This window comes from Streptomyces sp. CG 926 (assembly GCF_003148825.1).
In the GTDB taxonomy this organism is placed as follows: Bacteria; Actinomycetota; Actinomycetes; order Streptomycetales; family Streptomycetaceae; genus Streptomyces.
Map to the genome: position 1 here is coordinate 449450 of NZ_QGGZ01000005.1, position 23509 is coordinate 472958.

Annotated in this window: 20 protein-coding genes; 14 read left to right on the forward strand and 6 right to left on the reverse strand. The window is 72.1% G+C overall.

What is annotated here, in order from left to right; all coding sequences use genetic code 11:
* Positions 1–102 precede the first annotated feature (102 nt).
* Positions 103–600 (reverse strand): GNAT family N-acetyltransferase, encoded by a 498-nt coding sequence (locus BCL76_RS16800; protein ID WP_181382586.1) that lies wholly within the window; start codon positions 598–600, stop codon positions 103–105.
* 38 nt (positions 601–638) lie between these two features.
* On the opposite strand from BCL76_RS16800, the gene BCL76_RS16805 reads away from it, so the two are divergent.
* A complete protein-coding gene (locus BCL76_RS16805) occupies positions 639–1442 on the forward strand; it encodes an exodeoxyribonuclease III (RefSeq protein ID WP_109780267.1) in 804 nt (267 codons plus the stop codon).
* Here the strand turns inward: BCL76_RS16805 and BCL76_RS16810 are convergent.
* Positions 1424–2125, reverse strand: a complete 702-nt coding sequence (locus BCL76_RS16810) for a MerR family transcriptional regulator (protein WP_109780268.1) — start codon at positions 2123–2125, stop codon at positions 1424–1426. The two genes, BCL76_RS16805 and BCL76_RS16810, sit on opposite strands and share 19 nt — an antisense overlap.
* Before the next feature lie 176 nt (positions 2126–2301).
* Here BCL76_RS16810 and BCL76_RS16815 point away from each other — a divergent pair, with 176 nt between their 5' ends.
* Genes BCL76_RS16815 through BCL76_RS16825 form a run of 3 tightly spaced genes read left to right on the forward strand, consistent with a single transcriptional unit; the run spans position 2302 to position 5959 of the window.
* A complete protein-coding gene (locus tag BCL76_RS16815) occupies positions 2302–4110 on the forward strand; it encodes a flavin-containing monooxygenase (RefSeq protein ID WP_258309744.1) in 1809 nt (602 codons plus the stop codon).
* On the forward strand, positions 4107–5078 hold the full coding sequence (locus tag BCL76_RS16820) for an alpha/beta fold hydrolase (RefSeq protein WP_109780269.1): 972 nt from the start codon (positions 4107–4109) through the stop codon (positions 5076–5078). Before BCL76_RS16815 ends, BCL76_RS16820 begins: the two co-directional genes overlap by 4 nt.
* Complete coding sequence (locus tag BCL76_RS16825; protein WP_109780270.1) at positions 5075–5959, forward strand: SDR family oxidoreductase; 885 nt, start codon at positions 5075–5077, stop codon at positions 5957–5959. The genes BCL76_RS16820 and BCL76_RS16825 overlap by 4 nt, the downstream gene beginning before the upstream one ends.
* A gap of 203 nt (positions 5960–6162) precedes the next feature.
* Here BCL76_RS16825 and BCL76_RS16830 read toward each other — a convergent pair whose 3' ends face one another.
* The gene (locus BCL76_RS16830; protein WP_109780271.1) at positions 6163–9444 is read right to left on the reverse strand and encodes a S41 family peptidase; all 3282 of its coding nucleotides are present in this window, start codon (positions 9442–9444) and stop codon (positions 6163–6165) included.
* Positions 9445–9596: 152 nt separating this feature from the next.
* Between BCL76_RS16830 and BCL76_RS16835 the strand changes: the two genes are divergently transcribed.
* Together BCL76_RS16835 and BCL76_RS16840 are read left to right on the forward strand one after the other, a co-directional pair.
* Entirely contained in the window at positions 9597–10187 is a 591-nt protein-coding gene (locus tag BCL76_RS16835; RefSeq protein ID WP_258309745.1) for a TetR/AcrR family transcriptional regulator, read from the forward strand.
* 130 nt (positions 10188–10317) lie between these two features.
* Complete coding sequence (locus BCL76_RS16840) at positions 10318–12519, forward strand: MMPL family transporter (protein ID WP_109780272.1); 2202 nt, start codon at positions 10318–10320, stop codon at positions 12517–12519.
* An 85-nt stretch (positions 12520–12604) separates the two neighbouring features.
* Here the strand turns inward: BCL76_RS16840 and BCL76_RS16845 are convergent, their stop codons facing one another.
* Complete coding sequence (locus BCL76_RS16845; protein WP_109780273.1) at positions 12605–13015, reverse strand: SsgA family sporulation/cell division regulator; 411 nt, start codon at positions 13013–13015, stop codon at positions 12605–12607.
* 170 nt (positions 13016–13185) lie between these two features.
* Between BCL76_RS16845 and BCL76_RS16850 the strand changes: the two genes are divergently transcribed.
* From BCL76_RS16850 to BCL76_RS16865, 4 genes are read left to right on the forward strand one after another with little or no spacing between them, the layout of a single operon-like run.
* Positions 13186–14262, forward strand: a complete 1077-nt coding sequence (locus BCL76_RS16850) for an energy-coupling factor ABC transporter permease (protein WP_109780274.1) — start codon at positions 13186–13188, stop codon at positions 14260–14262.
* Position 14263: 1 nt separating this feature from the next.
* Entirely contained in the window at positions 14264–15025 is a 762-nt protein-coding gene (gene cbiQ, locus BCL76_RS16855; RefSeq protein ID WP_109780275.1) for a cobalt ECF transporter T component CbiQ, read from the forward strand.
* A complete protein-coding gene (locus BCL76_RS16860; RefSeq protein ID WP_181382587.1) occupies positions 15013–15774 on the forward strand; it encodes an energy-coupling factor ABC transporter ATP-binding protein in 762 nt (253 codons plus the stop codon). The genes cbiQ and BCL76_RS16860 overlap by 13 nt, the downstream gene beginning before the upstream one ends.
* Before the next feature lie 34 nt (positions 15775–15808).
* Positions 15809–16975: a serine hydrolase domain-containing protein gene (locus BCL76_RS16865; RefSeq protein ID WP_109780277.1), complete on the forward strand. Its 1167-nt coding sequence runs from the start codon at positions 15809–15811 to the stop codon at positions 16973–16975.
* A 76-nt stretch (positions 16976–17051) separates the two neighbouring features.
* Here BCL76_RS16865 and BCL76_RS16870 read toward each other — a convergent pair whose 3' ends face one another.
* Complete coding sequence (locus tag BCL76_RS16870; protein WP_109780278.1) at positions 17052–18692, reverse strand: penicillin-binding transpeptidase domain-containing protein; 1641 nt, start codon at positions 18690–18692, stop codon at positions 17052–17054.
* Between the two features lie 151 nt (positions 18693–18843).
* On the opposite strand from BCL76_RS16870, the gene BCL76_RS16875 reads away from it, so the two are divergent.
* The 3 genes from BCL76_RS16875 (at position 18844) to BCL76_RS16885 (ending at position 20610) form a co-directional block, all read left to right on the forward strand.
* Positions 18844–19596 (forward strand): DUF6193 family natural product biosynthesis protein, encoded by a 753-nt coding sequence (locus BCL76_RS16875; RefSeq protein ID WP_109780279.1) that lies wholly within the window; start codon positions 18844–18846, stop codon positions 19594–19596.
* A gap of 177 nt (positions 19597–19773) precedes the next feature.
* Positions 19774–20037 (forward strand): hypothetical protein, encoded by a 264-nt coding sequence (locus tag BCL76_RS16880; RefSeq protein WP_109780280.1) that lies wholly within the window; start codon positions 19774–19776, stop codon positions 20035–20037.
* 69 nt (positions 20038–20106) lie between these two features.
* A complete protein-coding gene (locus BCL76_RS16885; RefSeq protein ID WP_109780281.1) occupies positions 20107–20610 on the forward strand; it encodes a hypothetical protein in 504 nt (167 codons plus the stop codon).
* A gap of 47 nt (positions 20611–20657) precedes the next feature.
* Here the strand turns inward: BCL76_RS16885 and BCL76_RS16890 are convergent, their stop codons facing one another.
* Positions 20658–22427 carry a dolichyl-phosphate-mannose--protein mannosyltransferase gene (locus BCL76_RS16890; protein ID WP_109780348.1) on the reverse strand — a complete coding sequence of 590 codons (1770 nt, stop codon included), beginning with the start codon at positions 22425–22427 and terminating at the stop codon, positions 20658–20660.
* Positions 22428–22566: 139 nt separating this feature from the next.
* Between BCL76_RS16890 and rsmI the strand changes: the two genes are divergently transcribed.
* On the forward strand, positions 22567–23424 hold the full coding sequence (gene rsmI, locus BCL76_RS16895; RefSeq protein ID WP_109780349.1) for a 16S rRNA (cytidine(1402)-2'-O)-methyltransferase: 858 nt from the start codon (positions 22567–22569) through the stop codon (positions 23422–23424).
* The last annotated feature ends 85 nt before the right edge of the window (positions 23425–23509 follow it).

Genomic DNA, 23509 nt, shown 5'->3' on the forward strand with positions numbered 1-23509 from the left:
CCCGCGCCTCAAACGCCGGCGGGGCTGAAAGATCGCCTCAAACGCCGGCGGGGCTGGATGGGGCCGGTGGGGGTGGATGGGGCCGGTGGGGGTGGGTGGGGATCAGGCTTCGGTCAGGGGCTTTGTCATGCAGCGGCTGGAGTCGTGGAAGCGGTAGTGGCCGAACTTCGCGGACAGGGTGTAGCCCGAGGAGAGGTAGAGGGCTATCGCCTCCGGCTGCTGGTCGCCCGTCTCCAGGACCATGCGGCTGCGGCCCGCCCCGCGGGCGTCCGTCTCCAGGATCGCCAGGATGCGGCGGGCGAGGCCCAGGCCGCGGGCCTCCGGGACGACGTACATGCGCTTGAGCTCCGCGTCGCCGTCCGCGTAGCCCTCGTCGTTCTCGTCCTGGGTGCGCCAGCCGCCGCTCGCCACCGGGGTGCCCGTGGCGTCGTACGCCAGCAGGTACAGGCCGTACGGCGGCGCGAACATCGCCGGGTCCAGGAAGGTGGCGTCGCCCTCACCGTCGTACCGCTCCTGGTACTCCAGCTGGACCTGGTCGTTGAGTTTGACCGCGTCCGGGTGGTCGTACGGCACGGTGCGGAGGTCTATCCGGTGAGACATTCGAATATCGTACGGAACCCTCCCGCTATGGTGCTGGGATGCTCACTGTGACCTCCGTGAATGTGAATGGGATCCGCGCCGCCGCCAAGAAGGGCTTCGGGGCGTGGCTCGACGGGACCGACGCCGATGTCATCTGCCTGCAGGAGGTACGGGCCGAGGAGGGGCAGATCCCGGACGACGTCCGGTCCCCCGCGGGCTGGCACACCGTCTTCGCGCCGGCCGCCGCCAAGGGGCGGGCCGGGGTCGCGCTCTACACGCGGCGGGAGCCCGAGCGCGTGCAGGTCGGATTCGGGAGTGACGAGTTCGACACCGGCGGGCGGTACATCGAGATCGATCTGCCCGGTGTGACCGTGGCCAGCCTCTACCTGCCCTCGGGCGAGGCCGGGACGGAGAAGCAGGACGAGAAGTACCGGTTCATGGACGAGTTCCTGACGTACCTGGCGGCGCTCAAGGTGCGGGCCGCCGCCGACGGTCGCGAGGTCGTGGTGTGCGGTGACTGGAACATCTGTCACCAGGAGGCCGACCTCAAGAACTGGAAGACGAACCGGAAGAACGCGGGCTTCCTTCCCGAGGAGCGCGAGTGGCTCGGCAAGGTGTACGCGGAGGCGGGCTACGTCGACGTGGTGCGGGAACTGCACCCGGACACCGAGGGGCCGTACTCCTGGTGGTCCTACCGCGGGCGGGCCTTCGACAACGACGCCGGCTGGCGGATCGACCTCCAGGTGGCGACCCCCGGGCTGGCGGCGAAGGCCGTGAAGGCCTTCGTGGAGCGGGCCGAGACGCACCCCGAGCGCTGGTCCGACCACGCGCCCGTGACCGTCGTCTACGAGCTGGGCGCCTGACCCGGAGCTTCCGGGCCGCCCGAAGCCAGTAGGCGGTCCATCGCCATCGTCAGCTCGGCCTCGACCACGCTCTTCGCCAGCGGGCGCAGGCGGGTGAGCGCCTCGGGTGAGATGTGGTCGGATATGAGCTCGGTGAAGAGCAGGGCCATCGCGTCCGCGTGCTCGCGGACGCGGCGGCCGGTCTCCAGGACGGCCGCCAGCGGGACGCCCTCGCGGACCAGGGCGGAGGAGACGTCCAGCAGGCGACGGCTGACGTGCACGATCACGTCGCCGTCGACGGCGACGTAACCGAGGTCCAGCGAGGCCGCCAGGTTCTCCGGGGTGACCTCGCCCTCGAAGTAGTCGGCGAGGGCCTCCGGGGTGAGCCGGACCGGGGTCTCCTCGGATCCGCCGATGCCGAGCAGCTCGCCGAGCTGGCCGACGTCACGGCCGCTCTCGAAGGCGGCGGTCAGCTCGGCGATGCCGCCGAGGGTGTGGCCGCGTTCCAGCAGGGCGGCGATGGTGCGCAGCCGGGCCAGGTGGTGGTCGTCGTACCAGGCGATGCGTCCCTCGCGGCGGGGCGGCGGCAGCAGTTTGCGCTCGCGGTAGAAGCGCAGGGTGCGGACCGGGATGCCGGCCGCTTCGGCCAGTTCCTCGGTGCGGTACTCGCGCACCGTCTTCGCTTGCGTCTCTTCCTTCGCCACAGACGCACCTTATGGCGTACCGGCAGTAACTTTCCGGTCCCGCCCCCTACCCATGAGTACGGAGCTGCTCTACCCTCCCGATTGTGCCAGTGATTGCTGGCAGTGTTTCGATGGTGCGGTGCGGCGTTGCGGTGCGGTGCGTGGCTGGGACTGCGGATGAGCGGAAGGCGGCGGGCATGAGTGGCACAAGCGGCAGGGGCGGACGCGAGCACGTACGGGTGGCGGTGATCGGGTCCGGCTTCGGCGGGCTCGGCGCGGCCGTACGGCTGCGGCGCGAAGGAATCACGGACTTCGTCGTACTGGAGCGGGCCGACTCGGTCGGCGGTACCTGGCGCGACAACAGCTACCCCGGGTGCGCGTGCGACGTGCCCTCGCACCTCTATTCGTTCTCGTTCGCCCCCAATCCCGACTGGCCGCGGACCTTCTCCGGGCAGCCGGCCATCCGCGCCTACCTGGAGCACGTCGCCGACACCTTCGGACTGCGCCGGCACATCCGGCTCGACACCGAGGTGCGGATGATGCGCTGGGACGCGGACGAACTGCGCTGGGAGATCGAGACCTCGGCCGGCGAGCTGACCGCCGACGTCGTCGTCTCCGCGACCGGGCCGCTGTCCGACCCGAAGATGCCGGAGATCCCCGGGCTCGCCGAGTTCCCCGGCAAGGTCTTCCACTCCGCCCGCTGGGACCACGACTACGACCTGCGCGGCAAGCGCGTCGCCATGATCGGTACCGGCGCCTCGGCCATCCAGATCGTCCCCGCCATCGCCCCCGAGGTGGAGCGGCTCACCCTCTTCCAGCGGACCCCGCCGTGGGTCATGCCGCGCACCGACCGGGCCATCACGGCGGTCGAGCGCTGGCTGCACCGTCAGCTGCCCTTCACCCGGGCGGCGCGGCGCGGGCTGCTGTGGGGGATCCGGGAGCTCCAGGTCAGCGCCTTCACCAAGCGTCCGAACCAGCTCGGCCTCATCGAGTCCCTGGCCAAGGCCAACATGGCGCGCTCGATCAAGGATCCGGCGCTGCGCGCGAAGCTGACGCCGTCCTACCGGATCGGCTGCAAGCGGATCCTGCTCTCCAGCGAGTACTACCCGGCCCTCGCCCGGCCCGATGTGGACCTGGTCGCCTCCGGGCTCAAGGAGATCCGGGGCTCGGTGCTGGTCGCCGCCGACGGGACCGAGACCGAGGTCGACGCGATCATCTTCGGCACCGGTTTCCACGTCACGGACATGCCGATCGCCGACCGGGTGGTGGGCGCGGACGGCCGGACCCTCGCGGACACCTGGAAGGACGGGATGCAGGCGCTGCGCGGCGCCACCGCGGCCGGGTTCCCCAACTGGATGACGATCATCGGGCCGAACACCGGGCTCGGGAACAGCTCGATGATCCTGATGATCGAGTCGCAGCTCAACTACATGGCCGATTACCTGCGGCAGCTCGCCCTCCTCGATGGAAGCAGCCTGGGCGGGAAGGTCGCGCTCGGGGCCCGGCCGTCCGCCGTCAACCGGTGGAACCGGCAGGTGCAGGCCCGTATGGAGCGGACCGTGTGGAACACCGGCGGCTGCACGAGCTGGTACCTGGACGCGCAGGGCCGCAACACGACGGTCTGGCCGGGGACGACGGGCGAGTTCCGCCGGGAGACGCGGGGCGTCGATCTGGCGGAGTACGAGGTCGTGCGGGTGGCGGAGCGCGAGCGGGTCCCGGCGGTGGTGGCTTCCGCCGTGCCGGATGTCGGGGTGGCTCCCGCCGAGGCGAAGGTGCGTCGCTCCCGCGGGGGCTCCGGGGAGTCCGGCGCGGCGCCGTTGCCGGGGGCGCTGCCCCCGGACCCCCGCGCCTCAAACGCCGGCGAGGCTGGAATGACCCCCGGTGGAGCCTCGAACGCCGGCGAGGCTGGAATGACCCCCGGTGGAGCCTCGAACGCCGGCGAGGCTGGGATGGCCCCCGGTGGAGCCTCGAACGCCGGCGGGGCTGGAAACGAGGGGGCCGCGTGAGTCGGTTGATGCATGTCACCTCCGGGCCCTACGCCCCGCCCGTCGCGCGGCGTGAGCTCGTCGCCGTCTCCGTCGACGGGGCCCGCCTGCACGTCGAGGTGCACGGGGAGGAGGACGCGCCGGCCGTGGTGCTGGCTCATGGCTGGACCTGTTCCACCGCCTTCTGGGCCGCACAGATCCGGGCCCTGGCCGCCACCCACCGGGTCATCGCCTACGACCAGCGCGGGCACGGGCGCAGCCCCGCCGGCCGGGCGCACAGCACCACCGCCCTCGCGGACGACCTGGTGGCCGTGCTGGAGGCCGTCCTCGTCCCCGGAGAGCGGGCGGTCGTCGCCGGGCACTCCATGGGCGGGATGACGATCATGGCGGCCGCGGGCCGGCCGGAGTTCGCCGAGCGGGCCGCGGCGGTGCTGCTGTGCAGCACCGGCAGCTCCCGCCTGGTCGCCGAGGCGCTGGTCCTGCCGGTGCGCGCCGGGCGCCTGCGCAGCCGTGTCACCGGCGCGGTCCTCGGGTCGCGCGCTCCCCTCGGGCCGGTCACGCCGGTCGCCCGGAAGGTCCTCAAGTACGCCACCATGGGCCCCGGTTCCGCGCCCGACAAGGTCGAGGCGTGCGCCCGTATCGTCCACGCCTGCCCGACCGGGGCGCGGCACGCGTGGTCCCAGGTGCTGGCCGGCCTGGACCTCGACGCCGACGTGGCCCGGCTCACGGCGCCCACCGCCGTGATCGGCGGCACCGCCGACCGACTCACCCCGATCGTGCACGCCCGCGGGCTCGCCGCCGCGCTGCCGAACTGCGTGGGCCTGACCGAGCTCACGGGCATGGGGCACATGACCCCGGTCGAGGCCCCGGGGGCCGTCACCGGCGTTCTGCGCGAGCTCGCCGAGCTGTACCTGGGTCCTACCCGTCCCGACACCACCGATCAGGGCATCACCGATCTGGGCATCACCGAGAAGGAGAAGACGCCGTGAGCGCTCGCAGGAGTCTGGAAGGCCAGGTCGCCGTCGTCACCGGCGCCGCCCGGGGGGTCGGCGAGCTGCTGGCGCGCAAGCTGTCGGCCCGCGGCGCGAAGATCGCCCTCGTCGGCCTGGAGCCGGAGGCCCTCAAGGAGGTCTCCGAGCGGCTGCACACCGACAGCGACCACTGGTACGCCGACGTCACCGACCACGAGGCCATGGCCCGCGTCGCCGAGGAGGTCAAGCAGCGCTTCGGGAAGGTGGACATCGTCGTCGCCAACGCGGGCGTGGCCGCCGGCGGGCCGTTCGTCGACTCCGACCCGGACGCCTGGCGCCGGGTGATCGAGGTCAACCTGATCGGTGGGGCCGTCACCGCCCGCGCCTTCCTGCCCGTACTGATGGAGAGCCGCGGCTACTTCCTCCAGATCGCCTCGCTCGCCGCGATCACCCCGGCGCCGATGATGACCGCTTACTGCGCCTCCAAGTCCGGGGTCGAGGCCTTCGCGCACTGCCTGCGCGCCGAGGTCGGGTACAAGGGGGTCAAGGTCGGCGTCGGCTACCTCTCCTGGACCGACACCGACATGGTGCGCGGCGCCGATCAGGACGAGGTCATGCGGGAGTTGCGCGGGCGGCTGCCCTGGCCGTCCAACCGCACGTACCCGCTGGGGCCGGCCGTCGACCGGATCGTCGCGGGCATCGAACGGCGCTCGCCGCACGTGTACGCGCAGTGGTGGCTGCGCGGCATGCAGGGGATGCGCGGCTACCTGCCGGGCATGATCGCGACGGTCGGGCAGCGCGAGATGAAGCGCTTCGAGCCGCGTCTGCGGGGTGTGTCCAAGGGGCTCGTCGGGGCCGGCGGGGCGGCGGACGAGAAGGAGCGCACGCAGCGTCGCTGATCGAAATGCAAGCTCTGTCCGCCCGTGCCATCTGGTCGAGGCCCCACCCCCCACCCCTCATGGAGTGAACAGCACGGGCATCACGGCCCAGCCGGCCCGGACGTAGCCGGCCGGCCCCGGCAGCAGTTGGGCCGGCACGTAGCACCGAGGGGCGCGATCCCCGCTGTTCCCGGGGATCGCGCCCCTTGCGCGTGCGGGAGGGCTCACTCCCTCGGCGGCAGCTTCGGACGGCGCCGGTCCGGTACGTCGGTGTAGCCGGGCGGCACCGCGGCCGGGTCCTGTTCGAGCAGTTCCAGCGCCAGGTGCACGGCGTCGTCCAGTTGGGCGTGCCGCCCCTCCGCCCAGTCGAGCGGGGTGCGCTGGATCTCCAGGTCCGGCTCCACGCCGTGGTTCTCCACCGACCAGCCGTACTCCGGGAACCAGGCGGCGTTCATCGGCACCGTGATCACCGTGCCGTCCCCCAGCGTGTGGCGTCCGGTCATGCCGACCACTCCGCCCCAGGTCCGCAGTCCCACCACCGGGCCCAGGCCCAGCAGTTTGAAGGCCGCGGTGATCATGTCGCCGTCCGAGGAGGTCGCCTCGTCGGCCAGGGCCACGATCGGACCCCGGGGCGCGTTGGAGGCGTAACTGACCGGCTGGGCGTTGCGCGTCAGGTCCCAGCCGAGGATGGAGCGGGTCAGTTTCTCCACCACCAGCTCGCTGATGTGCCCGCCGGCGTTGCCGCGTACGTCCACGATCAGCGCGGGCCGGGACATCTCCATCCGCAGGTCGCGGTTGAACTGGGCCCAGCCCGAGCCGCCCATGTCGGGGATGTGGAGGTAGCCGCACCGGCCGCCGCTGATCTCGCGGACCGCCTCGCGCCGCTTGGACACCCAGTCCTGGTAGCGCAGCGGCCGTTCGTCGATCAGCGGCACGATGGCGACCCGGCGGGCCCGGCCCTCGCCCGCCGCGGGCTGGAAGGTCAGCTCCACGGTGGTTCCGCCGGCGGCCGCCAGCAGCGGGTAGGGCCCGGCGACCGGGTCCACCGGACGGCCGTCCACGTGGGTGAGCACCGCGCCCTCCCGGATGCCGGTGCCGGCCAGCGGGGAGCGGGCCTTGGAGTCCGAGGACTCGCCGGGCAGGATCCGGCTGACCACCCATTCCCCGTCCCGGGGGAAGAGGTTGGCGCCGAGCAGGCCGATGGCCCGCTGGTAGTGCGGGGGGCCTTCGTTGCGGCGCGCGGGCGAGACGTAGGCGTGCGAGGTGCCGAGCTCGCCGAGGACTTCCCGCATCAGGTCGGCGAACTCGTCGGGTGAGGAGACCCGTTCGACCAGGGAGCGGTACTGGGCCAGCACCCCGTCCCAGTCGATGCCGCACATCTTCGGCTCCCAGAAGTACGCGCGGATGATCCGTCCGGCCTCCTCGTAGGCCTGGCGCCACTCGGCCGCCGGGTCCACCTCGTGCAGGATGCGCCGCAGGTCCAGGTAGACGGTCGAGTCGCTGTCGCCCGACTCGGCCGCCGGGACCGCGCGCAGGTCGCCGTCGTCGTTGATCACGAGCCGGGTGCCGTCGCCGCTGACCGCGAACCAGTCCAGCCCCGAGGCCAGTTCGGTCTTGCGGGCCTTGGTGAGGTCGAAGTGCTCCAGCGTCGGCTTGCCGCTGATGTCGGCCGGGTTGGCGAAGGTCTCGCCGAGCGCGCCCGAGATCGGCCAGCGCAGCCACACCAGCCCGCCGCCGTGCACCGGGTAGAGGGCCGAGTACTTGGACGCGGTCACCGGGAACGGGGTGACGCGGCTCTCCAGCCCCTCCACCTCCACGGTGACGGCGCCGTCGGCCTCGCCCGAGTCGCCGTCCGCCACGTCGAGACCGCCGGCCGCGGGCCGGCCCTCGGCGGAGAGCGCGAAGGGGGAGGGGGTCGCGGAGTTCAGCGGCACCAGGTACGGGCGGCAGCCCAGCGGGAAGGACAGGTCGCCGGTGTGCACGTCGTAGACCGGGTCGAAACCGCGCCAGGACAGGAAGGCCAGGTAGCGCCCGTCCCGGGTGAAGACCGGATTCTCGTCCTCGAAGCGGCCGTTGGTGACGTCCACGACGACGCGGGCGCCGGGGCCGGAGATCCGGGCCATCTTGATCTGCCGCAGCGAGCGCCCGATGCCCGGATGCGACCAGGTCAGCCAGGCGCCGTCGGGGGAGAAGGCGAGGTCGGTGACGGGGCCGTTGATGGACCGGATCAGCTCGGTGACCTCGCCGTTGGACTCCTCGGTGGCGTCGAGGAGCAGCAGCCGGCCGTCGTTGGAGGCGATGGCGAGCCGCTCGCCGTCCGGGTCGGAGAGCAGCTCGGTGACCCGCCCCAGCTCGCCCGAGGCCAGCCGGCGCGGCTCCCGTTCCCCGGAGGCCCTCGGCAGGTAGGCGATCTCGATCGCGTCCTCGCCCTCGGCGTCGGTGACGTAGGCGACCTGCCCGCCGCTGCCGAGCATCTCCGGCAGCCGTACGCGCACGCCCGGGGTGTCGGCGATGGTGCGGGCCGGGCCGTCGCGGTGGGTCAACCAGTAGAGGCTGCCGCGCACCACGACCGCGCTGGCGCGCCCGGTGGCGTCCACGGAGAGCGAGTCGACGTGACTGGCGGCCGGTACCTGGTAGGTACGCCGGCCCGCGCGCGGGCCGCCGAGGCGGACGTCGAGCTTGCGCGGGACGGCGTCCCGGTCCAGGGACTCGACGAGCCAGAGGTCCCCGGCGCACTGGTAGACGACGCGGGAGCCGTCGCTGGAGGCGTGCCGGGCGTAGAACTCCTCGTGGTCGGTGTGCCGGCGCAGATCGGTGCCGTCGGGCAGGCAGGAGTACAGGTTGCCGATGCCCTCGTGGTCGGAGAGGAAGGCGATCCGGCCGCCGACGAACATCGGGGAGTCGAGGTGGCCCTCGACGTCCTCCAGCAGCCGCTGTCCGTGCAGCCACAGCCGGCCCGTGGCGCCGCCGCGGTAGCGCTTCCAGGCGGCGGGCTCGTGCGGGGGCTTGCCGGTGAGCAGCAGGGAGTGCCGCTCGCCCTCGTCGGTGCAGCGCACCTGGATGTCGGAGACGGGCCCCCAGGGCAGGCGTCCGCCGGGGCTGCCGTCGGTGGGCAGGCTGTAGGCCCAGGCGAAGTAGGAGAAGGGCTGGCTGTGCGAGGACACGGCCAGGATGTCGCTGCGGCCGTCCTCGTCGGGCGGGGTCCAGCCGCAGACGCGGGTGTCGAGGGCGCCCCAGTAGCTGAGTTGGCGGGCGGGGCCGCCGTCGACGGGGGCGAGGTGGATCTCGGGGTCGAGGCTGCGCCAGCTGGTGAAGGCGATGTGCTTGCCGTCGGGGGAGAAGCGCGGGTGGCCGACACGGGTCCGGTCGACGGTGATGCGCCAGGCCCGCCCCGGGGTCCGGCCGTCGGGGACCAGCGGGGCGACCCAGAGATCGTCCTCGGTGGCGAAGCAGAGAAGGTCGTCGTGCAGGTGCGGGAACCGGAGGTACGCGACGTCGTGACTCACCCCCCAATGCTTTCCGCGTAGGGGGGCCCTGGCAACTCGTACAGGTGATCCATGACACTCCCCCGAGCGAAACGGAACGGTTTCGTTTCGCTTGCGGTGGGGGTATCGTCTTAAGCGTACGGAACAGTTTCGCTTCGACGGGAGGCACGGAGATGACCGAGGCGATGGTGGCCCGGCGTAGCCGGATCACCCCTGAGCGGCAGGCCGAACTGCACGAGGCGGTCCTCGACCTCCTGCGTGACGTCGGCTACGAGGCGCTGACCATGGACGCGGTCGCCGCCCGTACGAAGTCCAGCAAGGCCACCCTCTACCGCCAGTGGGGGAGCAAGCCGGAGCTGGTCGCCAAAGCCCTGCGTTGCACGCAGCCGGTCTCGCTGCGCGAGATCGACACGGGCAGCCTGCGCGGGGACTTCGCACGCATGGTCGAGCACTCCGACGATGCGCAGATGGCCAAGGACACCGCACTGATGCGGGGTCTGGCCCACGCCGTCCACGAGAGCCCGGAGCTGCACAAGGCCCTGCGCGACCTGTTGGTCGACCCGGAGCTCAACGGTCTCCAGGCGATGCTTCGGCGTGCGGTGGACCGGGGCGAGATCCGCCCGGACTGTCCCGCGCTCGACTTCGTACCGCACATGCTCATCGGGGCGTTCATCGCGCTCCCGTTGATCGAGGACCGCCCGGTGGACCGGGCCTTCCTCGGTGACTTCATCGACGCCGTGGTCTTCCCCGCCCTCGGCGTCTGATCCTCGATCCTCCCCGTCCCCAGCTCGGCTCTTCGCTGTTCCTGACACGCCGCTCTCGTCGTCGGGCCGGCTCCTCATGCCCTGATCCGATCCGGATCCATCCCACGACCTGAACGGGAGAACCACCGACGTGGCTACCTTCCTCTACCGACTCGGCAGGGGTGCCTTCCGGCGCCGCGGCCTCGTCGCCCTCCTCTGGGTGGCGCTGTTGTTCGCCGCCGGCTTCGGCGCCGCCTCGGCGAGCGCGCCCACCTCCGGCTCCTTCTCGATACCCGGCACGGAGGCCCAGAAGGCCTTCGACCTGCTGGACCAGCGCTTCCCGGGGATGGCCGCCGACGGCGCCACCGCCCGGATCGTCATCAAGGCCCCCGAGGGTGCCAAGGTCACCGACGCCGGCCCCAAGGCCGAGGTGCAGAAGATCGTCACCGGGCTGAAGACCGGCCCGGGAGCCGCGGAGATCTCCTCCGTCGCCGACCCGTACGAGGCCCAGGCCGTGAGCCAGGACGGCTCCACCGCCTACATCAGCGCCAAGTACAAAGTCAGCGGCATGGAGCTGAAGGACGACACCCGCGAGGCCCTCAAGGTCTCCGGTGACGGCGCCAAGGCCGCCGGCCTGAACGTCCAGATCGGCGGCGACGCGCTGATGGCGGCCCCCGAGACGGGCTCCGGCGAGATCATCGGCATCGCGGTCGCCGCGATCGTCCTGGTCATCACCTTCGGTTCGCTGGTCGCCGCCGGTCTGCCGCTGCTGACGGCGATCATCGGCGTGGGCATCGGTGTCTCCTCCATCACCGCGCTCGCCAACGTGCTGGACCTCGGCAACACCACCGCCACCCTCGCGACGATGATCGGCCTCGCGGTCGGCATCGACTACGCCCTCTTCATCGTCTCCCGCTACCGCGCGGAGCTCGCCGAGGGCCGTGAGCGGGACGAGGCCGCGGGCCGCGCCGTCGGAACCGCCGGCTCCGCCGTCGTCTTCGCCGGTCTGACCGTGGTCATCGCCCTGGTCGGCCTGGCCGTCGTCAACATCCCGATGCTGACCAAGATGGGCTTCGCGGCCGCGGGCACCGTGGTCATCGCCGTGCTCGTCGCGCTGACCCTGGTCCCGGCCATCCTCGCCTTCGCGGGCAAGAAGGTGCTGCCGGCGGGCAAGAAGAGCCGCCTGTTCGGCAAGGGCAAGCCGGAGGGCGCCGAGAAGAAGGCCAACGGCGGCACCCGCTGGGCCCGCTTCGTCCTGCGCCGCCCCGTCATGGTGCTGCTGGCCGGTGTGATCGGCCTCGGCGTCATCGCCATCCCGGCGAGCAAGCTGGAGATGGGCCTGCCGGACGACGGCGCCCAGCCGGTCTCCACCACCCAGCGCCAGGCGTACGACCTGCTGTCCGACGGCTTCGGCCCGGGCTTCAACGGCCCGCTGATGGTGGTCGTCGACGGCGACAAGGCGCTCGCCGACTCCACCGCCGACCGGATCAAGGGCCTGGACGGGGTCGTCGCGGTCACCCCGCCCACCCTCAACGAGGCCGGCGACGCCGCGGTCATCACGGTCATCCCGAAGGACCGCCCGTCCTCCACGCACACCGAGGAACTGGTCCACGAGATCCGTGACGGCAGCGGGGAAGACGTCCTCGTCACCGGCGCCACCGCGATGAACATCGACTTCTCGCAGAAGATGAACGACGCGCTGCTGCCCTACCTGGCGCTCGTCGTGGGTCTCGCCTTCCTGCTGCTGATGCTCGTCTTCCGCTCGATCCTGGTCCCGCTCAAGGCGGCCCTCGGCTTCCTGCTCTCGGTCGTCGCCGCCCTCGGCGCCGTCGTCGCGGTCTTCCAGTGGGGCTGGCTCGGCTCGGTCTTCGGGGTGGAGCAGACCGGTCCGATCATGTCGATGATGCCGATCTTCATGGTGGGTGTCGTCTTCGGTCTGGCCATGGACTACGAGGTCTTCCTCGTCACCCGGATGCGCGAGGCGTACGTCCACGGCGAGCGCCCGGGCCAGGCCGTGGTCACCGGCTTCCAGTACAGCGCGCGGGTCGTCGTGGCCGCCGCCGTCATCATGATCGCGGTGTTCTCGGGCTTCATGGGAGCCAGTGACCAGATGGTCAAGATGATCGGTTTCGGTCTGGCCGTCGCCGTCTTCTTCGACGCCTTCGTGGTCCGCATGGCCATCGTCCCGGCGGTGCTCGCCCTGCTCGGGCACAAGGCCTGGTGGCTGCCGAAGTGGCTGGACCGGCTGCTGCCGAACGTGGACGTGGAGGGCGAGAGCCTGCGCAAGCACCTGGAGAAGTCCGCGGACTCCCCGGAGGGCCCGGACAAGGACCGCGAGCTGGTCAACGCCTGAAGCTGACGGCCCGTACGGGCCGACAGCGCGACCCGGCCCCGTACCGCCCGATCATCGGGTGGTGCGGGGCCGGGCTCGTTCGGACCTAACGGGTGGTGGAGACGGCGGAGGCGACCGCGGGGGCGTACGTGCGGCGGAGGAAGCGGCGCAACGCGGCGATGTCGAACTGGACGACGGCGACGCCCTCGGGGGAGTGGAACTCGACGACCGCCTGGACGCGGCCGCAGGGCCAGACGCGTACGTCCCCGGTCCCGGTCGGAGCCTGGAGGCCGGCCTCCAGAAGGGCCCGGGGGAAGACCCACTCGTTGTCGGTGCCCTCGGGGGACAGGCCTGCCGGGAAGACGATCCGTACGGCCAGCGGCTCGGCGGCGGCGAAGCGCAGGGCCACCGGGATCGTCCGGTAGAGGGGATCGTCCGTGATCACACGGGCGCGTACCCGCTCCTCGACGGCGCTTGCGGTGGCGGTCGCTGGTGGATTCTCGGCGGTGGCTGACATCGACAAGACTCCTCGAAATCGGAACATTTGCGTCCGTTTGTCCCGTCCAGCCTCGCACATTCCCACGAAACCGCGCGCTTCTATTTGTGATGCCGACGCTCTTGCCAACGATTTGCAACTGGGCACTATGGTTGAACAGCTAAAGACTGAGTAAGAAGCGGAGCCACTCCATGCATGTGCCCGACGGATTCATCAACGCACCCGTGTCGGTGGCCGCCGGAGCGGTGGCCGCCGCCGCGGTGGCCGTCAGCCTCCGCGGTGCCCGCCGCGAACTCGACGAGCGCACCGCGCCGCTCGCCGGTCTCGTCGCCGCCTTCATCTTCGCCGTCCAGATGCTGAACTTCCCGGTCGCCGCCGGTACCAGCGGCCATCTGCTCGGCGGAGCGCTCGCCGCGATACTCGTCGGCCCCTACACCGGTGTGCTGTGCGTGTCCGTCGTCCTGCTCATGCAGGGCATCCTCTTCGCCGACGGCGGCCTGACCGCCCTCGGCGTGAACATCACCGTCATGGGCGTCGTCACCGTCGTCGTCTCGTACGCGATCTTCCGCGGGCTGCTCGGGATCCTGCCGGCCACCCGGCGCTCGGTGACCGTGGCCGCCTTCACCGGCGCCCTGCTCTCCGTGCCGGCCGCGGCCGCCTTCTTCACCCTCGTCTACGCCATCGGTGGCACCACCGACGTCCCGATCGCCAAGGTGTTCACCGCCATGGTCGGTGTGCACGTGCTCATCGGCATCGGTGAGGCCGCCATCACCGCGGCGACCGTGGGCGCCGTGATCGCCGTACGCCCCGACCTGGTGCACGGGGCCCGCGGGCTGACCACGCGCCTGAAGCTGCGCGTCGACGGCGCGCTCGTCGACGCGCCGGCCGCCGCACCCGCACCCACGGCCACCGGCGCCGGCGCCGGTTCGACCCGCAAGGTGTGGGTCACCGGCCTGGTCACCGCGCTCGTGCTCGCCGGGTTCGTCTCCTTCTACGCCTCCGCCAGCCCCGACGGCCTGGAGAAGGTCGCCGCGGACAAGGGGATCGACGAGAAGGTCGAGGAGCACGCGTCGGCGAACTCCCCGCTCGCCGACTACGGCGTCAAGGACGTCGACGACGCCCGCCTGTCCGGCGGCCTCGCCGGGGTCATCGGCGTCGGCGTGACCGTCGTCGCCGGCACCGGGATCTTCTGGGCCGTGCGCCGCCGCCGGACGGAAGACCTGACCGCCACCTCCACCGCCCCTTCCACCTCCGCCTCGGCAGGCTGACATGGGGGCCGGCCACGCCCACAAGCTCTACCGCCACGGCCACTCGCCGGTCCACGACCTGCCCCCGCACTGCAAACTCGCCGCGACCCTGGCCTTCGTCGTGGTCGTCGTGTCCACACCGCGCGAGGCGGTGTGGGCCTTCGGCCTGTACGCCGTCCTCATCGCGACGGTGGCCGCCGTCGCCCGGATCCCGGCCGGCTTCCTGCTCCGACGGCTGCTGATCGAGGTCCCCTTCGTCGCCTTCGCCGTGCTCATGCCCTTCGTGGCCGAGGGCGAGCAGGTGCAGGTGCTCGGCATGTCCCTCAGCGTCTCGGGCCTCTGGGGCGCCTGGAACGTCCTCGCCAAGGGAACCCTCGGCGTGGCCGCCTCCGTCCTGCTCGCCTCCACGACCGAGCTACGCGCCCTGCTGCTGGGCCTGCAACGGCTGAAGCTGCCACCCCTGCTCGTCCAGATCGCCTCCTTCATGATCCGCTACGGCGATGTGATCAGCGACGAGCTGCGCCGGATGTCCGTCGCCCGCCGCTCCCGCGGCTTCGAGGCCAGTGGCATCCGGCACTGGGGGGTGCTGGCCAAGACCGCCGGCGCGCTGTTCATCCGCTCCTACGAGCGCGGCGAGCGCGTCTACCTCGCGATGGTCAGCCGCGGCTACGCCGGCTCGATGCCGGTGATCGACGAGGTCGCCGCCACCCGCGCCCAGTGGGCGTACGCGGCCGCACTCCCGGTGACGGCGCTCGCCGTCTGTCTGATGGGATGGACCCTGTGACCCGTACTCCCTCCCTCGAAGTCGCCGGCCTCGCCTACGCCTACCCGGACGGCCACCAGGCCCTCTTCGGCGTCGACCTCACGGTCGGCCAGGGCGAGCGGGTCGCCCTGCTCGGACCCAACGGCGCGGGCAAGACCACGCTGGTGCTGCACCTCAACGGCATCCTCGCCGGCGGCGTCGGCTCGGTGACCGTGGCCGGGCTGCCGGTGGAGAAGCGCAACCTCGCCGAGATCCGTCGCCGGGTCGGCATCGTCTTCCAGGACCCCGACGACCAGCTGTTCATGCCGACCGTGCGCGAGGACGTGGCCTTCGGCCCGGCGGCCGCCGGCATGCGCGGCGCCGAGCTGGAGGAGCGGGTCCGGGCGGCCCTGGACCAGGTCGGGATGGCGGACTTCGCCGACCGGCCGCCGCACCACCTGTCCTTCGGCCAGCGCCGCCGCGTCGCGGTGGCGACCGTACTGGCCATGCGACCCGAGATCCTGGTCCTGGACGAGCCCTCGTCCAATCTGGACCCCGCCTCGCGCCGCGAGCTCGCGGACATCCTGCGCTCGCTCGACGTGACCGTGCTGATGGTCACGCACGACCTGCCGTACGCCCTCGAACTGTGCCCGCGCTCGGTGATCCTCAGCGAGGGGGTCATCGCGGCCGACGGCCGCACGCAGGACCTTCTGTGCGACGACAAGCTGATGCGGGCCCACCGGCTGGAGCTCCCGTTCGGCTTCGACCCGCGCTCGGTATCGGTGGCATAAGCACCGGCCGTCGGTTGTTGGCGTGGATGTGGACATGAACATCCAGGGTGCGGTGGCGGAGGGCTTCGAGCCCGCCAAAGACGCGTTCCTACGCAACTTCCAGGTGCTCGGGGACCGGGGCGCGGCCGTGGCCGTGTACCGCGACGGCCGCAAGGTCGTCGACCTGTGGGCCGGCACGAAGGACGCGGACGGCACCGAGCCCTGGACCGAGGACACCGCGCAGATCGTCCGCTCCGCGACCAAGGGCGTGGCCGCCGCCGTGCCGCTGCTGCTGCACCAGCGCGGACTGATGGACCTGGACGCGCCCGTGGGCTCGTACTGGCCGGAGTTCAAGGCGGGCGGTAAGGAGCGGATCCTGGTCCGCGACGTGCTCGCGCACCGCGCGGGCATACCGGCGCTGGACCGGGGGCTGAGCGCCGCCGAGGCCGCCGACGGGGTGTCCGGGCCGCGCGCGGTCGCCGCGCAGCAGCCCTTCTGGGAGCCGGGCACCGAGCACGGCTACCACGCCCAGACCTACAGCTGGCTGCTGTCCGAGCTGGTGCTGCGGGCGACCGGCCGCACGCTGGGCTCCGTCCTGGCGGAGGAGATCGCCGAACCGCTGGGGCTGGAGTTCTGGGTGGGCCTGCCGGCGACCGAGACCCACCGGGTGGGCCGGGTCGCGCCGGTGGAGCCGCCCGAGAGCGCGGGCATGCTGCGGACCCGGCCGCGGCGCAACGTCTCCGAGGCCTACGCCGACCCGGAATCCCTGACCCGCCGCGCCTTCGCCGCCATCGACCCGCTGCCCGACGAAAACGACCCCGGCTACCGGGCCGCAGAGCTCCCCGCCTCGAACGGCATCGGGACGGCCCGCGCCCTGGCCCGGTTCTACGGGGCCACCATCGGCGTGGTCGAGGACGGCGCGCGGATCTTCACCCCGGCCGGCACGGCGCTCGCCGCCCAGGAGCACTCCGCCGGGCCGGACCGGGTGCTCGTGGTGAACACCCGCTTCGGCGCCGGCTACATGCTGCACGGCCCGGCCTCCCCGCTGCTCTCGCCGGCCTCCTTCGGGCACCCCGGCCGCGGTGGATCCCTGGGCTTCGCGGACCCGGAGGCGGGCATCGGCTTCGGCTACGTCACCAACGCCCTGGCCAAGTCGGTCACCGCGGACCCCCGGGCACAGGCCCTGGTCCGGGCCCTGAAGTCGGCCCTGTCAGCCCTCTGAGGCCCGTTCGTCGCGCTCGTGCACGTCGGCGGTGAGGCCCGGGCCCGGCCCGGCGCGGGCCTCGGTCGGCCCGCCGTCAGCCCGCGTTCAGCACCTGGGCGACGATCGGGCCCGCCGCCTCGCCGCCGTGGCCGCCGCCCTCGACCATCGCGGCCGCGGCCACGTCGTCGCTGAAGCCGGTGAACCAGCTGTCCGGGCTCGCGTCGGCGCCGCCGACCTCCGCCGAGCCGGTCTTCGCGCCCTTGTCGGAACCGCCGACCGAGGCCATGGCCCCGCTCGCCGTGCCACTGGTGGCGGTCAGCTTCATCATGCCGACGAGCTGCTGCCGCACCGAGGCCTTCATCCGGCGCTCGGCCGTCGCGATCTTCCGGCCGTCGAGCTCCGGGGAGACCAGCAGCGGCTGGTGGAAGACGCCGGTGCGGGCGGTCGCGGTGATGGACGCGACGTTCAGCGGGTTCATGGTGATCTGGCCCTGCCCGATGTACTCGGCGGCCGCCGCCGCGCCCGTGGCCGGCGGGACCTTGCCGTCGGTGGACTGGATACCGGTCTTCCAGTCCAGGCCGATGCCGAAGACCTCCGTGGCCTCCTTGGGCAGCGCGGAGTCGTCGTCGACGGGCTTGATCTGCTTGATGAAGGCGGTGTTGCAGGACCGGGCGAACGAGGTCGCGAAGCTGGAGCCGGGCGGCAGATCGAAGTTCTTCAGGTTGTGGAACTCCCGACCCCAGGTCACCGCCTTCGGACACTCCGCCGGCTTGTCCGCCGCGACCAGGCCGCGGTCCATCAGCATCGCCGCCGTCACGATCTTCATCGTGGACCCCGGGGCCCGGTTGCCCCGCATCGCCGCGTTGAAGCCGTCCTTGCGGTTGTTCGCGACGGCCAGGATGTGTCCGGTGCTCGGCTGGACGGCGACCACCGAGGCCTCCGGGAACTTGGCGACCGCCTGCTCGGCGGCGGCCTGGACCTTCGCGTCCAGGTACGTCTTGAGGGTGCTCGGCTCGCCCTCGACGAGGGTCAGCAAGGTCCGCTTGGGAGCGTCCTTGGCGGCCGGCTCGATCCACAGCTCGGCACCCGCCTTGCCGCCCGTCCTGCTGCCGTAGTTCTGGCGCAGCTCGTCCAGGACCTGGCGCAGCGAGGGGTACTTCTCCGCGGTCAGCTCCTCGCCGTTGCGGTCCACGGCCTTGACCGGCGGGTTCGCCGGAGCGCCCGCGCGCAGCTTCTCGTCCTTCCGGAGCTGCGGGTGGATCACCGAGGGCTGCCAGTCGACCAGCGGCTTTCCGCTGGTCACCCCCCGCACCACGGTCAGCTGGGAGTCGTAGGCCAGCGGCTTCGTCGTGCCCTCGTACGTGATCTCCGCCTCGACCTTGAACGGCACGACGGTGCCGTTCGGCGTGCCGGGAGTGATCACGGCCTTGGACACGTACGACTTGGTCTTGAAATCCCCGACCGCGGCCTGTGCGGCCGCGGCGTTGTTCGTCAGGTCGGCGGCCACCCGCTCGTCCCCGGCCGCCCAGGCGGCCAGGAAGGCCTTGGCGGTCTTCGCGGCGTCCTTCTCGCTGACCGGACCGCTGCCCTTCTCGGCCTGGACGGAGGTCTCGCCGTCCTTGCCTTCCCCGTCTCCGTCGGCGTCGCCGACCAGCGCGTACACCCCGTACCCGGCGCCGCCGACCAGGGCGAGGAACACCCCGCCGATGACGGCACCCTTCGCTGCCCCGTTCACTTGGATCCTTCCCCCATGACCACGGCTCCTGAACATGTTCAAGAACCCTTGGTGCGGACTTTACTCTGTGCAGCGGTTCGGTACGCCGTTGTTACCGGACCGGAACATCCCGCGGGGATGCCGCTCCGTGGGCCGGGCACAATCGGGAGCTGTGTCCACACCTCCTGATCCCGCCGTCCTGTATCCCGACGTCGCGGCCTGCGGCGGTCTCGCCGCGGCGCTCCGAGCCGCGGCGGACGGCCGCCTCGACTCCGTTCTCGCGGCCTCGCCCGACTCCGCTTCGATGACGTACGCGGTCGTCGCGAGCACGCTGCCGCACCGCGAGCCGCTGCGGATCAGCGCAGGGACATACGAGCGGCGCTGGTCGATCCGTGGCGAGGAGGCGTTCCAGGGTCTGTGCCTCATCGACGGTGACACGGACGACCTGGCCCAGGTCGCCAGGGCCGCGCGGGCCTGGCACGACGGCGACGCCCTCGACGACATCCGGCGGGCGGCCCCCTTCGCGCACCCGACGGGCCGCTTCGAGGTGCCCGACCTCGATCCCGTCCGTCTGGTGGAAGCGGAGTGGCAGGGCATGCTCCTGGAGGCGGGCGAGCTGGAGTACTCCTGGCGGGAGCAGTACCAGGCCCTGGTCGAGGCGGCGTACGCCGAGCCGGCCCTGCGCGCCCTCTACCCGTTCACGAGCCACTGGGCGCTGCGCTTCTCGTCCACCACCCGCCCGAGCCTGACGTTCGGCAGCCCGTGCCTGAGCGCGGGCGGCGACGGCACCTACGGGGTGGGCACCGGCTTCATCACCCCGAACCTCGGTGTGTTCACCACGGCCGCCGAGGCCGCGGCGCTGGCCGTGCGCCACCTACCGACCGGCTTCGGGCCGGTCACCCTCGGCCGGCCGCTCGAACCGTAGCCGGCGCGCCGCCCGAACGTGCGTGCTCCCGCGCCGTGTTCTAGCGTCGGAAGGGCGAGGGTGACCGTTGCGCCGTGCCGGTCGCCCCCCGGAGCGCCCGCTCCGCGCCGCCGCCCCCGCCCGCGGTCCGGCGCGTCGGCGGACCGCGTGCCCCACCGAGAGAGCAGGTGCATCCGCATGCGTCCGTCGGCTCGTATCCCCAGCATCCTGGCAGGCCTGGCCCTCGCCGTCGGCGGCGCCGTCGTCGTCGCCCCGTCCGCCCACGCGGACGTGACGGCGTGCGAGCAGTACGTCGCCAAGCACGACTCGAAGGTCAAGGACGGCGTCGCGGAGGCCTGCTACCAGGGCGCGATCGGCAACCAGACCAGCTGCGACTCCAGTCTCGTCGCGGCCGGCGCGAGCAAGGACGTCGCGCAATCGGCCTGCGAGGCGTCCCGGTAGGGCGCCCGCTCCCGCTCCGATCGAAAACAGGGATGCGAAGCGCTGCTGCGCACGGCTACAACAGGACCCATGACGGTCTTCCACTGCTCCGCATGCGGCCACGCACTCACGCCGGACCTGACGGCGCTTCCTGCCGTGCCGACCGTCCCGGACCTCGACCTCGCCCGGCCCGAGGGCGCACGAAAGGCCCCACCGACGGTTCCTCGGGGCTCGTACGCGATCGAAACCGAGCCGTGGGGAGCACCGTTCGTCCCGCAGGAGGACCAGGACGACCCGGTACCGTCCCAGCCCCGCGGGCTCTGCAGGGCCGTCGGCGACCACGGCTTCGTCATCTCGGCGGGCCCCCGCGACACGATCGTCGTCCACCCCGAGGACGCGTCCGTCCTGCAGCCGCTGCCCGGCTGGGCGAACAGCACGGGATGCTGCGGCCCGGAGGGCACCGAAGGGCCGAACCGAGCCTGTCCCTGCGGAGCCCGGATCGCCACGCTCGCCGCGGACTGCACCGGGCCCTACGAACTGCACCTCGACCCGCTCCGGACCCGCGCGTCCACCCGGCCGGACACGGCCGGCTGACACGACGGGCCCGGCACCAGAAGGTGCCGGGCCCGTCGTTTCGCCTGCTAGACCCAGGTGTCCAGCCACATGCGGCTGCGCCAGGAGTCCATCGGGATGGACTGGCCCGTGTAGATCGGCCAGAAGTAGATGAAGTTCCACGCGATCAGCAGGACCAGGACGCCCGCGCCGATCGCGCCCAGCGCGCGGCGGCGTTCGCTCGACCCGGCCGGGCCCAGCAGGGCGCCGATCATCATCGCCACCGCCAGACACAGGTACGGGACGAAGACCACCGCGTAGAAGTAGAAGATCGTCCGCTCCTGGTAGTTGAACCAGGGCAGCAGACCGGCCCCGATCGCGCACGCGATCGCGCCCGCCCGCCAGTCACGGCGGAAGAACCACCGCCACAGCACGTACAGCAGCGCGAAGCAGCCCGCCCACCACAGCAGCGGCGTGCCCAGGGCCAGGACCTCGCGGGCGCACTTGCCCGCCGCGGTCGCCGGGCAGCCGTCGGCGCCGGCCTCGGGGGACTCGTAGAAGTAGGAGACGGGCCGGCCCAGGACCAGCCAGCTCCACGGGTTGGACTCGTAGGTGTGCCCCGAGGTCAGACCGACGTGGAACTTGTAGACCTCGGTCTCGTAGTGCCACAGGCTGCGCAGCCACTCCGGCAGGAACCCCAGCGAACTGCCCTGGTCGTACTTGGCCGCCCAGTCGCGCAGATAGCCGCCCTTGCCGTTGTCCGGGCTGAGGATCCAGCCCGACCACGAGGCCAGGTACGTGGCGATCGCCACCGGGACGGTGGAGACGAAGGCCGGCAGCGCGTCGCGCCGCAGCATCGAGACGTACGGGGCCCCCGCGCCCGCGGTGCGCCGCGCGGCGGCGTCCCACAGCACGGTGAGGACGCCGAAGAACGCGAGGATCACGAAGCCGTTCCACTTCGTCCCCGCGGCCAGACCCAGGCAGACACCGGCCAGGATCCGGTACGGCCGCCGGCCCAGCCGCAGCGTCTCGGCGATCTTCGCGTCGGGCCGGGTCCGGCCCTCCTCGTCCACCGGCAACGCGTCCGCGAGCCGGGCTCTGGACCGGTCGCGGTCGATGAGCAGGGCCCCGAAGGCGGCCAGCACGAAGAACATCAGCACCAGGTCCAGCAGCGCGGTGCGGCTCATCACCAGGTGCAGGCCGTCCACCGCGAGCAGCGCGCCCGCCAGGCAGCCCAGGAAGGTCGAGCGGAAGAGGCGGCGCCCGATCCGGCACAGCATCAGCACCGACAGGGTGCCGAGCACGGCGGTCATGAACCGCCAGCCGAAGGGCGTGAACCCGAACATCCACTCGCCGAGCCCGATCACCCATTTGCCGACCGGCGGGTGCACGACGTAGCCCGGATCGGCCGGGAGGGCGACCCCGTCCGGGTTGGCGAGGATCGAGGCGTCGATGTCCTTGGGCCAGCTCGCCTCGTAGCCCTGCTTGATCGTGGCCCAGGCGTCCTTGGCGTAGTACGTCTCATCGAATATCACCGCCTTCGGGCTGCCCAGGTGCACGAACCGCAGCACCCCGGCGACCAGTGCCACCAGCAGCGGCCCCACCCACGAGACGATCAGCTGCCAGGTCCCCCACACCTGCGGTGGCAGGCCGAAGGTCATCCACAGCTGCTCGGACGGCTTGGCGTACGGGGGCACCAGGCGGGTGCGGACGTCCGCGCGCGCCGAAGCGGCGGCGGACGGCACGTATCCGAAGCCGCGCAGTCGGCGCAGCCAGGTGGGCGGCTCGTCCTCGCGTCCCACCGTCGAGGCGGGCGGTGCCCCCGCGGGGCTGGGCGGTGGCGTCGCGGTACTGGTCACCGGCACATCGTAGGGAAGAGATCTGTGTGCGCCACCAGTGGCGGGGGGCGGCGGGGCACGGGGCTGAGAGGATGGGCGGGTGACGACTGACCAGCCCCGCGGTACCGAGCCCACCACCACTGCCGCCACGGCCGAGGACCTGACGGGCACGCTCGTGCTCGCCGGCACCCCCATCGGCGACCTCGCGGACGCCCCACCGCGGCTGGCCACCGAGCTGGAGCGGGCCGATGTGATCGCCGCCGAGGACACCCGGCGGCTACGCCGGCTGACCCAGGGGCTCGGCGTGCACACCACCGGGCGCGTCCTGTCGTACTTCGAGGGCAATGAATCGGCGCGCACGCCGGAACTGGTCGAGGCCCTGGCCGGCGGCGCGCGCGTCCTGCTGGTGACCGACGCGGGCATGCCCTCGGTCTCCGACCCCGGCTACCGACTGGTCGCCGCCGCCGTGGAGAAGGACATCAAGGTCACCGCGGTCCCCGGACCGTCCGCGGTACTCACCGCGCTCGCCATGTCCGGGCTGCCGGTGGACCGGTTCTGCTTCGAGGGCTTCCTGCCGCGCAAGGCGGGGGAGCGCCTGAGCCGGCTGCGCGAGGTCGAGGGCGAGCGGCGCACGCTCGTCTACTTCGAGGCCCCGCACCGGCTCGACGACACCCTGGCCGCCATGGCCGAGGTCTTCGGGGCACAGCGGCGGGCCGCCGTCTGCCGCGAGCTGACGAAGACCTACGAGGAGGTCAAGCGCGGCGGGCTCGGCGAGCTCGCCGCCTGGGCCGCCGAAGGCGTGCGCGGGGAGATCACCGTCGTGGTCGAGGGCGCCCCGGCGGCCGCGCCCGGCGATGTGGACGACGAGGAGCTGGTGCGCCGGGTGCGGGTGCGCGAGGAGGCGGGTGAGCGCCGCAAGGAGGCCATCGCGGCGGTCGCGGCCGAGGCAGGCGTACCCAAGCGCGAGGTGTTCGACGCGGTCGTCGCGGCAAAGAACGCGGCACAAAAGATGCCGTGAGCAGGTAAAGGGCTAGCCTGAAAAGCAAAGCTCAGACCGCGCACCGGGCACTTTCGGAATGAGTCGCCCAAGGACCGCCCAACAC

Bases quoted from the DNA above. Each gene is read 5' to 3' on its own strand.
- BCL76_RS16805 (WP_109780267.1), top strand. From the start codon at position 639: ATGCTCACTGTGACCTCCGTGAATGTGAATGGGATCCGCGCCGCCGCC.
- BCL76_RS16885 (WP_109780281.1), top strand. From the start codon at position 20,107: ATGACGGTCTTCCACTGCTCCGCATGCGGCCACGCACTCACGCCGGAC.
- BCL76_RS16815 (WP_258309744.1), top strand. From the start codon at position 2,302: ATGAGTGGCACAAGCGGCAGGGGCGGACGCGAGCACGTACGGGTGGCG.
- BCL76_RS16850 (WP_109780274.1), top strand. From the start codon at position 13,186: ATGCATGTGCCCGACGGATTCATCAACGCACCCGTGTCGGTGGCCGCC.
- BCL76_RS16860 (WP_181382587.1), top strand. From the start codon at position 15,013: ATGGACCCTGTGACCCGTACTCCCTCCCTCGAAGTCGCCGGCCTCGCC.
- BCL76_RS16845 (WP_109780273.1), bottom strand. From the start codon at position 13,015: ATGTCAGCCACCGCCGAGAATCCACCAGCGACCGCCACCGCAAGCGCC.
- BCL76_RS16880 (WP_109780280.1), top strand. From the start codon at position 19,774: ATGCGTCCGTCGGCTCGTATCCCCAGCATCCTGGCAGGCCTGGCCCTC.
- BCL76_RS16800 (WP_181382586.1), bottom strand. From the start codon at position 600: ATGTCTCACCGGATAGACCTCCGCACCGTGCCGTACGACCACCCGGAC.
- cbiQ (WP_109780275.1), top strand. From the start codon at position 14,264: ATGGGGGCCGGCCACGCCCACAAGCTCTACCGCCACGGCCACTCGCCG.
- BCL76_RS16835 (WP_258309745.1), top strand. From the start codon at position 9,597: ATGACCGAGGCGATGGTGGCCCGGCGTAGCCGGATCACCCCTGAGCGG.
- BCL76_RS16865 (WP_109780277.1), top strand. From the start codon at position 15,809: ATGAACATCCAGGGTGCGGTGGCGGAGGGCTTCGAGCCCGCCAAAGAC.